Source organism: Allobosea sp. RIT-PG3_2 (assembly GCF_057321085.1).
Window position 1 is genome coordinate 94,246 of sequence record NZ_JBXWCA010000007.1, and the last position, 14,109, is coordinate 108,354.

The 14,109-nt window shown below is 61.8% G+C and carries 11 protein-coding genes; 3 read left to right on the top strand and 8 right to left on the bottom strand.

Annotated features, from left to right (window positions below; all coding sequences use genetic code 11):
- Positions 1–295 precede the first annotated feature (295 nt).
- The gene (gene araD / locus AC2FAN_RS19780) at positions 296–2,032 is read left to right on the top strand and encodes an L-arabinonate dehydratase (RefSeq protein ID WP_485175985.1); all 1,737 of its coding nucleotides are present in this window, start codon (positions 296–298) and stop codon (positions 2,030–2,032) included.
- 136 nt (positions 2,033–2,168) lie between these two features.
- Here araD and AC2FAN_RS19785 read toward each other — a convergent pair whose 3' ends face one another.
- Together AC2FAN_RS19785 and AC2FAN_RS19790 are read right to left on the bottom strand one after the other, a co-directional pair.
- Positions 2,169–3,347, bottom strand: coding sequence for a Gfo/Idh/MocA family protein (locus AC2FAN_RS19785; protein ID WP_485175986.1), 1,179 nt, complete (start codon positions 3,345–3,347; stop codon positions 2,169–2,171).
- Positions 3,348–3,391: 44 nt separating this feature from the next.
- Positions 3,392–4,267 carry an SMP-30/gluconolactonase/LRE family protein gene (locus AC2FAN_RS19790; RefSeq protein ID WP_485175987.1) on the bottom strand — a complete coding sequence of 292 codons (876 nt, stop codon included), beginning with the start codon at positions 4,265–4,267 and terminating at the stop codon, positions 3,392–3,394.
- A gap of 226 nt (positions 4,268–4,493) precedes the next feature.
- Here AC2FAN_RS19790 and AC2FAN_RS19795 point away from each other — a divergent pair, with 226 nt between their 5' ends.
- Entirely contained in the window at positions 4,494–5,180 is a 687-nt protein-coding gene (locus AC2FAN_RS19795; protein WP_485175988.1) for a GntR family transcriptional regulator, read from the top strand.
- A 117-nt stretch (positions 5,181–5,297) separates the two neighbouring features.
- Here the strand turns inward: AC2FAN_RS19795 and AC2FAN_RS19800 are convergent, their stop codons facing one another.
- The gene (locus tag AC2FAN_RS19800; RefSeq protein WP_485175989.1) at positions 5,298–6,575 is read right to left on the bottom strand and encodes an amidase; all 1,278 of its coding nucleotides are present in this window, start codon (positions 6,573–6,575) and stop codon (positions 5,298–5,300) included.
- A 709-nt stretch (positions 6,576–7,284) separates the two neighbouring features.
- Here AC2FAN_RS19800 and AC2FAN_RS19805 point away from each other — a divergent pair.
- Positions 7,285–8,394 (top strand): acyltransferase family protein, encoded by a 1,110-nt coding sequence (locus tag AC2FAN_RS19805; RefSeq protein ID WP_485176098.1) that lies wholly within the window; start codon positions 7,285–7,287, stop codon positions 8,392–8,394.
- Between the two features lie 432 nt (positions 8,395–8,826).
- Here the strand turns inward: AC2FAN_RS19805 and AC2FAN_RS19810 are convergent, their stop codons facing one another.
- The 5 genes from AC2FAN_RS19810 to AC2FAN_RS19830 all read right to left on the bottom strand — a co-directional run bounded on the left by AC2FAN_RS19810 (position 8,827) and on the right by AC2FAN_RS19830 (position 14,034).
- Positions 8,827–10,527: a GMC family oxidoreductase gene (locus AC2FAN_RS19810; RefSeq protein WP_485175990.1), complete on the bottom strand. Its 1,701-nt coding sequence runs from the start codon at positions 10,525–10,527 to the stop codon at positions 8,827–8,829.
- A gap of 39 nt (positions 10,528–10,566) precedes the next feature.
- Positions 10,567–10,992 (bottom strand): GlcG/HbpS family heme-binding protein, encoded by a 426-nt coding sequence (locus AC2FAN_RS19815; protein WP_485175991.1) that lies wholly within the window; start codon positions 10,990–10,992, stop codon positions 10,567–10,569.
- A gap of 9 nt (positions 10,993–11,001) precedes the next feature.
- Positions 11,002–11,796 (bottom strand): carbohydrate ABC transporter permease, encoded by a 795-nt coding sequence (locus AC2FAN_RS19820; RefSeq protein WP_485175992.1) that lies wholly within the window; start codon positions 11,794–11,796, stop codon positions 11,002–11,004.
- 110 nt (positions 11,797–11,906) lie between these two features.
- Positions 11,907–12,770 carry a carbohydrate ABC transporter permease gene (locus tag AC2FAN_RS19825; protein WP_485175993.1) on the bottom strand — a complete coding sequence of 288 codons (864 nt, stop codon included), beginning with the start codon at positions 12,768–12,770 and terminating at the stop codon, positions 11,907–11,909.
- Positions 12,771–12,825: 55 nt separating this feature from the next.
- Positions 12,826–14,034 (bottom strand): ABC transporter substrate-binding protein, encoded by a 1,209-nt coding sequence (locus AC2FAN_RS19830; RefSeq protein WP_485175994.1) that lies wholly within the window; start codon positions 14,032–14,034, stop codon positions 12,826–12,828.
- Positions 14,035–14,109 lie beyond the last annotated feature (75 nt).

Consider the following 14,109-nt stretch of genomic DNA (forward strand, 5'->3'; position numbering starts at 1 on the left):
GCAAAAAGGCGGGGTGCAGCCATGCCAAGCGGCACCGGCTACCCTGCCGGTCCCTGCCAAATCCGCCTCCTCCCGAGCCGATGGTCGTTGCAAAGCGCCATCTCCTGTTCTGTTGGCGGCAGCTTCGTTGATGGTGCCATCATAGTCAACTATCTTGTTGACAATATCGAGAGGCACGCCCTTAGTGGGACTGCCCGGCCGGTCTGACTATGAGCGAAGCGGCAGGGCGACAGGCGCGCCGGGACGAACAGGCCCGCCGCCGCATCGGCCCTCCCTCACCTCGCGACGGCACGGAATGACCAGGAAAATTGAGCTCAAGGACCTCAGGAGCCAGAAATGGTTCGGCGCATCGGGCCAGCCCGGCAACCACAAATCCTACCGCACCAAGCAGATGGGCTATGCGAGCGAGGATTTTCAGGGAAAGCCGGTGATCGGCATCCTGAGCACCTGGTCCGACCTGAATAGCTGCCATACGCATTTCCCGCAGCGGATCGAGGAGATCAAGCGCGGCATCTGGCAAGAGGGCGGCTTCCCGGTGGTGATGCCGACGCTCAGCGTCGGCGAGACCTATGTCCGCCCGAGCACGCTCATATACCGCAACCTCCTCGCCATGGACGCCGAGGAGATCCTGCGCTCGCATCCGATCGACGGCGTCGTGCTGTTAGGAGGCTGCGACAAGACCACGCCCGGCCTGATCATGGGCGCTGCTTCGATGAACATCCCGGCGATCTTCGTGCCGGCGGGCGCGATGCTGCGCGGCCATTTCCGCGAGAACTGGAATCTCGGCACCGGCTCCAGCACCTGGAAGGCGCTGGCCGATTTCCGCGCCGGCAAGATCGACGAGAAGACCTGGCGGGCCTTCGGCGAGGGCACGGCCCGTTCGCCCGGTACCTGCAACACCATGGGCACGGCCTCGACCATGACGAGCCTGGTCGACGTGCTCGGCTTCACCTTGCCGGGCGCGAGCTCGATCCCGGCGGTCGATGCGCGCCATCCGCAAATGGCCTCGATGTGCGGGCGCCGGATCGTCGAGATGGTCTGGGAGGACCTGCGGCCGAAGGCGATGGTGACGCGCGCCAGCTTCCTCAACGCAGTCATCGCCGACATGGCGCTCTCGGGCTCGACCAACTCGCTGATCCACCTGATCGCGATGGCGCGTCGGCTTGATCTCGAGCTCTCGCTCGACGATTTCGCCGCGGCGAGCGAATCCGTGCCGGTGATCTGCAATGTGCAGCCGAGCGGCTCCTACCTGATGGAGGATTTCTTCTATGCCGGCGGGCTGCTCGCGCTGCTCAAGCGGCTGGAAGGCTATCTCGACCTTTCCTGCCTGACCGTCACCGGCAAGACGCTAGGCGAGAACATCGAGGGCGCTGAGGTCTATAATGACGACGTCATCCGGCCCTCCGAGAACCCGGTCTACGGCGCCGGCGGCCTCGTCGTCATTCGCGGCAACCTTGCCCCTCGCGGGGCCGTGATCAAGCGTGCCGCGGCCGATCCGAAACTGCAGAAGCATACAGGCCCGGCCGTGGTCTTCCCCAACTTCAAGGACATGCTCGCCCGCATCGACGATCCCGAATTGCCGGTGACGGCCGACAGCGTACTCGTGCTGCAGGATGCCGGGCCCGTCGGCGCGCCCGGGATGCCGGAATGGGGCATGCTGCCGATCCCAAAGAAGCTGCTGGAGCAGGGCGTGCGCGACATGGTCCGCATCTCCGACGCGCGCATGAGCGGCACCAGCTACGGCACCTGCGTCCTCCACGTCTGCCCGGAGAGCCGCGTCGGCGGCCCCCTCGCCTTCGTGCGCGACGGCGACCTGATCTCGCTCGATGTAGAGGGCCGCGTCCTCGACCTGCTGGTTGACGAGGCGGAACTGGAAGAGCGCCGCAAGGCCTGGACTCCGCCACCGCCGCATTACGAGCGCGGCTACGGCATGCTCTATTCCGAGCACGTGCTCCAGGCCGATGAAGGCTGCGACCTCGACTTCCTGGCGAAGCAGGGCGTCATCCCCGATCCGGAAGCGCGGTTCTCGTAGGCGCTTATCGTACACTCTTAGTCATCCCGGGCGACCGGAGGTCGACCCGGGATCCATGCCGGAACGCAGCCAATAGCAATTCAGGCATGGATCCCGGGTCCGCGCTACGCTCCGGCCGGGATGACGTTGAGGCTTTTCAGACCCGCGGCACCTTGGCCCAGGTGCCCGTAGCGGTCGATTCCAGGCACGCCTCGACAAAGGCCAAGCCCTCGGCTCCGTCGACTGCGCCCGGCGCCTGCATTGCGAACGGATGGGCCGGCTTGCCGGCTCGCCGCGACGCGACCAGCAGAGCGAAATCTGAATAGATATTGGCGAAAGCTTCGAAGAAGGCTTCGGGATGACCGGGCGGGGTGCGCGTCGCGCGACGGCTATAGGGATGTAGCGTCGGCAGGCCGCGCGTACGAATCTCGGCCGGGCGCGCATTGCGCATCACCCGCAATTCGTTGGCGGTCGCTTGCGTCCAGGCCAGTCCGCCGGCCTCGCCATAAGCTTCCAACGATATCGCGTTCTCGGCCCCAGTCGCCGCCTTGGTCGCGAAGAGCATACCGCGCACCCCGCCTTCGAGCCGCAAGATCACCGAAGCGGTGTCATGCGTCGCCCGGTCCGGCAGCGCGGGGCCGACATCGGCCAGCACGGCCTCGACCCGTCGCCCGGTCACGAAGCAAAGCAGTTGATGCGCATGCGTGCCGATATCGCCCATGACATGGCTCAAGCCCCCGCGCGCCGGATCGAGCCGCCAGCGCAGCCGGTCCGAGATCGCCTCTGGCTTATCCTCGACGCGCGTGCCGAGCGAGCCCTGGACATAGGAGACGGTGGCAATCCTGAGCGGGCCGAGCTCGTTCTCGGCAACGGCGCAGCGTGCCTCGCGGACCATCGGGTAGCCGGAATAATTATGAGTCAGGCTGAAGACGAGCCCGCGCGAGCGCGCCTTCTCGACCAGCGCGAGCGCGCTTTCCAAATCATTGGTCAGGGGCTTGTCGCAAATCACGTCGAGCCCGGCATCAAGCGCCATCTCGGCATAGACCTGATGGCTGTCGTTCGGCGTCATGATCGCAACCGCATCGATGCCGTCGGGCCGCTTCGCCTCCTCGGCGATCATGGTCGCTATGTCGGCATAGCCGCGCGGCAGGCCGAGCGCCTGCGCTTCGGCAAGCGCGCGCTCCGGCTTGGACGAGAGCACGCCCGCCACCGTCTCGAAGCAATCGTCGAAGCGGGCCGCAATGCGATGGACCGGGCCGATCAGAGAGGCACCACCACCGCCGATAAGGCCGAGGCGGACGCGGCGCCCGAGAAGTTCCGTGACGGCGGCATGCATGGCGGCACCTTTCGTGGATCTCAGGGCGCTAGGATATACGGCTCTCAGCCCTTGAAAGCTGGCTCCGGCAGGCCCTGGACGCCGGGCTCGGCAACGAAGATGCCGCCGGCCAGCGGCTCGCGCTCCAGTTCCTCGGTGGTCATGCCCTCGCGCGCTGTGGTGATGTAGAGCGTCCGCAAATCCGGGCCGCCAAAGGCGCACATCGTCACGCGGCTCACGGGTAAGTGAATGATCCCGTCCATCTTGCCTTCCGGCGTGAAGCGCACCACGGCGCCGCCGACCCAGCGCGCGCTCCAGTAGCAGCCATCAGTATCGACTGCCGCGCCATCGGGCCGGCCGGGCGCCGGGCCCTTCTCCAGCCAGAGACGCTGGTTGCTGGCCATGCCGGTGCCCGGATCGTAGTCAAAGGTATAGACCCTCTCGGCCGGACTGTCGGCCCAGTACATGCGCTTGCCGTCGGGGCTGAAGGCGAGGCCGTTGGCGACGGTGACGCCGCCGGCGAGACGAACCGTGTCGCCATTAGGATCGAGCCTCCAAAGCTGTCCGGAAGACGACGTCCGCGCCACGTTCATCGAACCGGCGACGAAACGCCCCGCCGGGTCACAACGCCCATCGTTAAACCGGTGATCGGCAAGCCCCGCCTCGGGCGCGGATAATTGGGCAATCGCGCCGGTCTCGGGATCGAAAGTCCAGAAGCCCTGCTCCATGGCCATTACGAGACCGCCCGCCTCGCGCAGGGCGAAGCAGCCGACGCGGCCAGGCATCGGGAAGATGCGGTGCGCGCCGCTGGCGGGGTCGAACCGTTGCAAGCGTTTGCCCGGGATATCCGTCCACCACAGGCATTGGGTATCGACGCTCCAGACCGGGCCTTCGCCCGTTTCGGCGCGCACGTCGAGGAGGAGGTCGGCATTCAGGATCATCGATCTGCTTCCTCGATCAGCGGCGGCGTCTTCGGCTAGTGGGCGCGCCGCTGCGACATCCTGCTCAGCAAATTGGCTTCAGATCAAAACATTGTCAACAATACAGTCGATGATTTTGTAGACTATCTTGATTGACCGTTGTTCTGTGCTAGACTGTTTTCTGGCGCAATGAAATTCGTGCGTCGCGCCTCGTGAGGAACGGTGCGGGAATTATGGCGAGAGGGGCATGGCGGTAGCGAAGGCGAAGGATGCGGTGGTTTCCGACCCCCGCACGATCACTAACAGGCTCGAAGAGGACATCGCGCTCGGGCGCATCATGCCTCGCGAGCGACTGATCGAGGAGGAGCTGGCACTTCGCTTCGGGGTCAACCGACACGTCATCCGACAGGTCCTAATGGAGCTAGAGACCATCGGCCTGATCATTCGGCAGAAGAACAAGGGCGCGACCGTGCGCGACCTGCTGCCGGAAGACGTCATCAATATCTACGCGGTGCGAGAGCTGCTGGAAGGCAAAGCGGCCGAGCTGATCCCGCTGCCGGCTCAACCCGATGTCGTCAAACATCTGAAGGATATTCAGGAGCGGCACAGCAAAGCCGCCGATGCCGGCGACCTTGCCAATGTGTTCCGCCTCAATCTGCTGTTCCACAAAACCTTCTTTGCGGCCTGCGGCAACCCTCATCTCGCCGATGCCATACAGCATTTTGCACTAAAGGCACATATCGCCCGTTCGCTCACGGTGGGTGATCCAAAGCTATTGCGGCGAGCAATCGAAGAACACGCAAAAATCGTACACTATCTAGAGACATCCGACCGGGAGAATCTTGTCAGGGTTGCAGTGGACCACATCATTCCATCGCGGGAAGCCTATCTCGAAACCTATCGACGTCGATTCGGTGATTTCAAGACTGTGTGAGCACCAGCATAGAGGAGCCAACCGATTGCCCTTTCGAACGAAATCGCTGCGACAGGTCGATAAAGACCCGTGAGATTTTATTGAATCAGGATCGGCAATGCCCAGAAAAATGCGGCTTCAACGGGGGGCAATTGGGCGCGCGAGGACGACACCGAAAACTTCTTCAAGGAAGCTCGCATAGGAAAGCTGCTCAAGCTCGCCCCGCGGCCGGGCCACCACCTGCATGCCCACCGGAAGACCTTCTGCGGTGAAGCCACACGGCATGGACAGGGCGGGCGCCGTAGTGAGCGTGATGGCATAAGCTATGGCGAGCCAGTCCATATAGGTCTCGAACTTCAGCCCCGCGCACTCCTCGACATAGCGCAGCTCGTTGGGAAACAGCGGAACAATTGCCGCCGGCGTCAGCAACAGGTCGTAATCGTCGAAGAATGCGAGCGTCCGGACGATCAGCTCGGCGCGCTTCGCATCGGCATCGATCAGCTCGGCCATGCCGAGCTTCAGCCCCTTCTCGACGTTCCAGATCATCTCCGGCTTCAGCATATGCGGATAGTCGCGCAGCTTCTGGCCGTGGCTGGCGGCGAAGAAATGGGCGCGCAGGGTCTGGAAGGTTTCATGCACGCCGGAAAAATCCGGATGCGCCTCCTCGACGATGACGCCCTCCCCAGCCAGATTCCCGGCAGCAGCCCGGCAGATCGCGGCAACCTCCGGATCGACCGGCGTGATGCCCAGATCGGCACTGAAGGCGATCTTGCGCGGCTTGATTGGCGCAAGAGCGGCCGAGAGGAAGCTTTCGGGCAGGCGCGGCAGGGAGATCGGATCATCGGCATTCTCGCCGGCGAGCGCGTCGAGAAAGAGTGCCGCATCGGCGATATTGCGCGCCATCGGTCCTTCGGCGCCAAGCAGGCTGCCCGGCGTCGTGCCGGGATCGCGGGCGACGCGACCGGGACTCGGGCGGAAGCCGACGACGCCACAGAAGCTAGCCGGCGTCCGCAGCGAGCCGCCGAGATCGTTACCATGCGCAACCCAGGCCATCCCGGTCGCGAGCGCCACGGCAGCACCGCCTGACGAGCCGGCTGCGGAGCGGCTCCGATCCCAGGGATTATGCGTCATCCCGAAGACTTCGTTGAAGGTGTGCCCGCCTGCGCCGAATTCCGGCACGGCGGACTTACCGAAGATCACGCCACCCTCGTTCTCGACCTTCTGGACGAGAATGTTCGAGCGGTGCGGAATGTTGTCGGCAAAGATCGGCGAGCCGAAGCAGTTGCGAACGCCCTCGACCTCGGTCAGGTCCTTGATCGGCAGCGGCAGGCCCGCCGTTGGACCGAAGCGGATATAATAACGGTCTGGCGCGGAGCAATGAATTCCGGCTGCAGCATCATCATCGAGCGGCAGCACGACCTGAATTCACGATGACGGGCTAAGGGATATGCTCAACGAAAGCGCTAGCGCATCCGTCAATCAAGAAATGGCTGGAGATGTCGCCGACTTCGGCCTCAATTCCAGGCTGAAAATAACAGGCCGCTTGAAGCCAGAAATCAAAGTCGGGACTCTGCCTGAGGGCGGGCGAGAATAGCCCTCAGGCAAGGCGCCAACGCAAACCGCGCCTCCATGACAGAGGAAGCCTGGAAAACTGCGTGTGGCTTGCGAGCTGTCGCTCTACGATTCCCTGAACACAAAGGAGTCGAGGACAGCTGCCGCTGGGAACCCCTTCGTCCGGCTTTTGCGCTGCGCGGTCGCCCACGCCCCTTCATCATGGCGAGCGTGTCCTCAAAGGCCTTCACGCCGTCCGCGATGCAAGCTCGCGTCTCTCGTCGCTGGCGGCGATACAGACGCTCGGCTCAAATGCGGCGCTGGTAACCTTTCTCCGGAGATCCTTGATCCGCGTGCGCCAGCGCTCACTGCGCCCCAATGAAGCTTGCTTCGCGCCGTTATGGGTTGTTCCTGCCAAATTTATGGATCGACAGCCGGAACACGGCAGATTTTTTGCATGAGGGATTCAACGCAATCTGCGAGTCGCACGCGCACCTGGCGGATCCCTCCTATGAAGATGTCAGAATCAGCATCGGATGCCGACAAAGAACAGACTTTCGGACAGCATAACAATATGTTCGGATTTCTCAGGCTGCTCTTCGCGTCGGCCGTGATCATATCTCATGTTCCGGAAATAATCGACGGCAGTCGTAGCAACGAAATCCTGACTCGCTTATTTGGGTCAATCTCCCTTGGCGATTTTTCAGTAGACATGTTCTTTTTGATCAGCGGATACCTCATCACAAATAGCTTCGTAGGAAGAAAATCGTCATTAGAGTACGTCATAAAAAGAGTAGCCAGAATATATCCTGCGTTTATTTGCGCGTATTTTATATGCGTTTTAATCGTTGCTCCTATCGGTGGAGCAAAAATGCCGGGAAACCTAGGAGAATTTTTATCAATTGTAGTGCGGGCCCTACTACTTCAAGCTCCGAATGTGGGAAATGTTTTCCATGGGACGATGTTCCCCTTTCTAAATGCATCGATGTGGACCATCAGCATCGAATTCAAATGCTATTTGCTCGTTATCGTGATGGGGTATTTGCGTCTATTTAGAAAAAGACATTTGGTTTTAATTGTGACAGGGGCAATGCTTGTAATTGCCATTTTTCTGGAAATCGAGACTCAACCTTTCGACACAAGCATTACTGATCGACCTATACCAAATATATTTTCCTTATCAGAATGGAATAGCATGCTGTTTGGAGCAAAAAAGAGTTGGCTGAGGCTGAGCGGCATATTTTTGACCGGATCATGCTGGTTTCTGTATAGAGACGTCATAATATTCAAGCTAAAATACGTTCTGATATCGACTGCGGCGCTCGCCTTATGCCTGTTCGTCGATCAATTGGCCCATTTCGGGGTCGCCATATTCGGGTCCTATATACTATTTTACATTTCGAATATTAAAAATAGAATCTTGAACAAAATTAATAATAAAAACGACATATCTTACGGAGTATATTTATACGCTTGGCCAACGACAAAGGTCATACTTCTCATATCTCCTCATATGTCGGTGATAAATGCGACTGTCCTGACAGTTATTATTTCATACATACTTGGTTTGGTTAGCTGGATCTGCATCGAAAGGCCGGTATTGGCACTCGTCAAGTCGACGAAGCAGCCTCTCCATTGCCCAATAAGCAGTCGCGCTTGGCCTCGTAGCGCCAGAGATAGCTGAAAATCAGGTGGCAAAGCCAAGCTCCGCGCAAGTTTGCGCGTGTTCGGACACGCCCCCGCTAGGGCTCGATCATTTCCCGTTTAGTGGGAATCCAGCAAGTCTCATTTTTACTTTCGAACAGACCAATCAGGGTCCTGAACCGCTGAGAGGCTGCGGAAGGGCCGGAACTGGTGAAAATCGGCGGCGACCGACCGGCTATAGGTCAATTCGAGCGCCTGCGGAGGGGCGCTTGGGTGATCCGCGGGTATGCCATCGATCTCGCCGCGCCGGATCTTGCCGCGCATTTCGCGATACGGGGTCTCCCATGGCCCGCCCCTGAAGAACTCTGATGTGCTGGCTGTCACGGCCTGCGCCGCATACGAGTCCAGGCGAGACGCCGTGAACTCGTCAAGACAGTGACTGAGACACGCTCGCCGCACTGGCAGGTTAAGGTTAGTTTGGTCGGGCCGCGATCAGGTCTGCCATACGCTCGGCCATCATGATCACCGGCAGGTTCAAGTTCGCGCGAGGCGCGGTGGGCATGATCGAGGCATCGACGACGCTAAGGCCACCCACGCCATGCACCCGCCCCGTGGCGCCGTCCACGACCGCGTCGGGGTCGTCCGCCGCGCCCATGCGGCAGGTGCCGCAGCAGTGCCATTGGCCGAAGGCATGGGCCTTGACGTAGGCTTCGAGGATGTCGGGCTCGTTCAGCAGCGATTGCAGGCTGATGCCGCTCGAGACGGCGCGCTGGAAGAACATCTTTCGCAGCGGCGGCAGCGCATCGATGGCAAGCGCAATCGGCGCGGTGATCAAGTAGTTGCGCACCGTCTGGCGGCCAAGCGACTTGGCAAAGCCGCTATAGCTCGAGGCGCCCGGCATCTCGACGAGATCGGCAAGGGGCCGCGTGGCAAAAAGCTTTGCGATAAGGTGGACGGCCGCGCCCATGCGCTGGAGATCGCGATAGTCGGAGAGATAATTGAAGTCCGCGGTCGGCTCCTTGCGCGGATCCGACGATACCAGCCGCACCTCGCCGCGCGAATGAGCCTTGTTGATCCAGGAGATGATCGTGCCAATCCGCGGTCCCAGCGGATGCCAGGCGGATTTGGCGGCGACCATCAGGAACATGTCGGACGGCCCGCAGTCCTCGACGCCGGAACTGTAGCGCATGCCGACATGGATATGGCGGCGCGTCGAATTGCCGAGCCGCGCCGCGGGCTTGATGTAGCCCGAGAGCGAGATGCCAGGGTGCTCCTGCAGATTGGTGCCCACGCCCTGCAAATTGACTCTGACCTCGATGCCGAGCGAGCGCAGATGTCCGCCTGGGCCAATGCCGGAGCGCATCAGCAGGGCCGGCGAATGCATGCTCCCCGAGGACACCAGGACCTCGCGGGCCGCCAGCCTTTCCTGGCCCCTGCCCCTAGCGATGTCGACGCCGACGACCTGATTGCCCTCCATCGCCAGAGCGAGCACGTGAGTGTCGGTCATGATCGTGAGATTGGGCCGGCGCCGGGTCGCCGCGTCGAGATAGGCCATGGCCGTCGACACCCGGTTCTGGCCGTTATTTGATAGTGTTATAGCAAAATGCCCGTCGCCGAAGGCGCCGTTCTGGTCCTTGATATCGGAGAAACCCTGCGCCTCCATGGCGGCCTCGGCCGCGACTGAAAAGGCCGGCCAGCGCTCATGCGGGATGCGGTGGATCGGGATCGGCCCGCTCTTCCCGTGCAGAGGCCCCGAATAGTCCAGATCCGTCTCAGCCTTGATGAAATAGGGCAGCACGGAGTCCCAGTTCCAGCCGGCGGCACCGCCCTGTTCCCATTCGTCGTAGTCGTCGGGCGTGCCGCGATTGGCGATCTGGCCGTTAATGCTGGAGCCGCCACCGATCAGCATCGGCTGCTCGTAGCGCTTGGGCGGCGGACGGTTGGTGACATTGTGCAGATGCGGTTGCGTCTGGACCAGCAGGTCCGGCCAGTGGTTCTGTGGGTCGAAAGCGGCTTTGCCGGGATAGGTGTCGAGGATGGCCGAGCCTTCCTCGCCGGGCTTGAGGTCGCGCCCCGCCTCGATCAGGAGGACTTTTCGGGAGGGATCGGCGGAGAGTCGATTGGCCAGGACGCAGCCGGCCGAGCCGCCGCCCACGATGATGATATCCCACATAGTTTGGCTCACAGTGCTAGCATGGACGGCGAATGTGGATCAGGCGAAAAGGTCCAAAGCTGCGAAGGCGGCAGCGCCGGCCTCAGCCACCTGCTGGTCCTGGACGGTCGAGCCGGAACTGACGCCGATGGCGCCGATTACCTGAGCCCCGGCACGCAGCGGAATCCCGCCGGCAAGCGTGGTGAAGCGTCCGCCATGCAGGTTTTGGATGCCGAAGCCTGGTTCGCCCGGCACGGTGCGCGCTCCGATCGCTTTGGTTTCAACCTGGGCGCCGGCGGCGGTGAAGGCTTTTGCTAGCGCGATCTCGATAGAGGTAAATTTGGCGCCGTCCATGCGTCGAAAGGCGACGAGAAGGCCGGCTGCATCGACGACCGCGATGTTCTGCGGCACGCCCATCTGAGCCGCCTCCTTGGCCGCGGCAGCGATGACGATGTCAGCCTCGTCGCAGCCGATATTGGAGATCATATGCATGTCTCAGCCCTTGACCGAGCCCTTGGTCAGGCCGGACACGATGAGGCGGCTGAGCAGGGCGAATGCGATGAGGATGGGAAGAATGGCGAGCGTCGCGGAGGCCGTCAGAGGTCCCCATTCGCGCCCGAAATAGCCAATAAAATTGTAGATCGCCGGCTGAATCGGCCGTAGATCGGGCGTGTCGATCATCACCGAGCCCGCCACGAACTCGTTCCAGCAGGCGACGAAGGTCAAAACCCCGGCCGCGCCCAGCGCCGGCCGCGTCAGGGGCAGCATCACACGCGTCAGGATCTGGAAATGCGTGGCTCCGTCGATGATCGCGGCCTCGTCGAGTTCCCGCGGTATGGCTTCCAGCGAGCCCTTGATGATCCAGATTGCCATGGGCAGCTGATAAGCGGTGTAGATCAGCGGCAGCGTGAACCAGGAATTGGTCAGGCCCAGCCGGGTGAAATACAGATAGTTCGGAATCAGCAGCGCGGCTGCGCCCAGCGACAGCGGAATGCTGGCGACCACAAGCATGAACAGCGCCCGGCGCAGCGGAAAATCGAATCGGTCGAAGGCATAGGCGGCGGGCAGTGCGAGCACTAGAACGCTCGCGACCGTGACCACGCAATAGAACACGCTGATCCGCATGTTCCCGAGAAAGCCGCTGTCAACGACACGCTGGTAGTTCTCGGCGGTCGGAATGAAGTCGAACAGCACCGGAGGCGTCCTGAATAGATCCGGTTGTGACTTGAGCGATGTGAGCACGCCCCAGAACAGGGGCAGCAAATTGAGGCCAGCCAGCACCAGGAACATGGCGGCAATGACGAGGCCGAGCGGGCCGGGCAGGATCGCGCGGGCTCGGACCGTTTGGGCATTCTGCGCCGGGACGGTCCTGGGATGTGTATCGGAAGGGGCGGCGCTCATCACGTCTTCCACTTCGCGAGCCTGACATAGGCCAGGACGAGCAGGATATTGCCGGCAAACATCACCAGAGCGAGCGCGGTAGCCGAACCGAGGTCGAAACTTACGAAGGCGCGGTCGAACACCTCGATCGGCAAGATCCGTGTCGCATCGCCTGGTCCGCCGCCGGTCAGGACGAGCGGTGTCTCGACGGTGTTGAGGTTGGACAGAGTCAGCACGATCGTGACCAGCAGCAGCGGCGTCTTCAAGAGCGGCAGCACGATGAGCCAGAATATCTGCCAGGGATTGGCGCCATCGATCTTGGCGGCTTCCTCGAAATCGTCCGGAATGCCCTTGAGCCCTGCGAGCAGGATGATCACAGCATACCCGACTCGCTTCCAAACCGAGACGCCAATCAACAAGGTCATGGCGCTGCCTGGGCTGTTGAGGAGCTGCATATCGGGGATGCCCGCCATCCGGATCAGCGATCCCGCCAGCCCGATATCGCTGACGAAGACCCAGCGGAACAGCAGCGTCGCCACTACCGTCGAGATGATCCAGGGCAGGATCACGATCATCTGCACGACGAAGCCGAGCCGCTGGCCGAGTCGGTTGATCCAGACGGCGAGAGCAAGCGCGATGACCAGTGTCAGCGCGACGGCGGCGGAGGTGAACAGCGCACTGCGCTTGAGCGTGGCTGCGAGCACTGGATCATCAAACAGCCGTGCATAGTTTTCCAGGCCCGCGAAATCCGTCGGCGCGCCATACTGGATACGGAACAAGCTGAACCAGAAGCCGTAGAGGACCGGCGAGAACAGCACCAGCATGAGCAGGGCCATCGCAGGCAGCACATAATTGACGCCGGTAAGGCGCGAATACATCGTCATCGAGCGCGATCCCTGATCGGAGGCGGAGCCGGGTGCCAGCTCCGCCTGGCTCGCGTTAGCGATTGTTCTGACGGTTGAAGCGGGTTTCTGCCTCTTCGAGGGCCGCCTTCACAGGGACACCTTCGACGATGATGCGCTGCGTCGCCTTGTTCAGCGCCTGCCGGTAGCCGCCGACATTGAACTCGATCGGAGTGAGCCAGCCATATTTGCTCGCCCCCTCGGCGGCGACGCGGATATAGCCGTTGCCCGGCTGGTCGACGAAGGGGGCGACCGCCTTTGCCGTTGATTCCATCAGGGGCGACTGCCCGCCGACGGTGACCCAGATCTTCTCGGCTTCCCCGCCCAAGAGGTAGTCGACGAACTTGCCGGACTCCTCCTTCTGCGTGCCCTTGGACCAGACGCCGACGGCCCATCCGGCCATGACGGCGGGCGAATGGACGGTCTTGCCGTTGCCCGGCCAGAGCATCAGGCCGACATTCTCCTTGCCGAGCTTGGCCTGCAGCGTCGAGACGCGCACGCTCGGGCCCTGGATCATGGCGACGCGATCGGAGGAGAACTGCTCGAACAGGTCGTCGACCGTCCAGGTCGCCGATTGCGGCGGGGAGACGTTGTATTTCTTGACCAGGTCGGTCGCGAAGGTCATGGCGGCAACGCCGGCGGGGCTGGCGAAGTTTGCTTTTCCGTCCGGCTTGAACAGCGTCTCGCCCTCTCCGAGGAGATGGGGGATCATCATGTGCGGGTCGGCTTGCTGCTCGCTGAAGCCCTGGGCATAGCCATAGCGCGTCACCTGGCCTCCGGGGTTCTTCACCGTCAGCTTCTCGGCGGCGGCACGGAAATCTTCCCAGGTCTTGATCGAGGCCGGGTCAATGCCGGCAGCCTTCATCAGATCCGCGCGATAGACGATCGAAATGTAGTTCGGCGAGGCGAACAAGGCATATTGTTTGTCGCCCTTCTTGGTCAGGTCCCAATAGGCGCTGGCATGGTCCTTGACCTGTTCTGCCGGCCATTTTTTGATGAACAGCTCGTTGAGGTCGGCCAGCGATCCCGAGCCGATCGCGTCGCCGAGAAAATCTGTCACCACCCAACTGATGTCGGGCGCGTTGCCGGCGCGATGGGCCGCCAGGAACTTCGGTGTCATCTGGTCCCAGACCTGCGTCTCGACGACGATCTTCGTGCCGGGATTAGCGGCCTCGTAATTTTTGATGATCTGCGCCAGGGCCAGCTCGCGCGGCGTCGTCCCTGTGGCGCTCAGGAACGTCCACATGCGTATTGTCTTGGTTTGCGCCAAGGCCGGAGCCTGTGGAACAAGCGCACCTGCAGCCAAAAAACCGAACGCCGC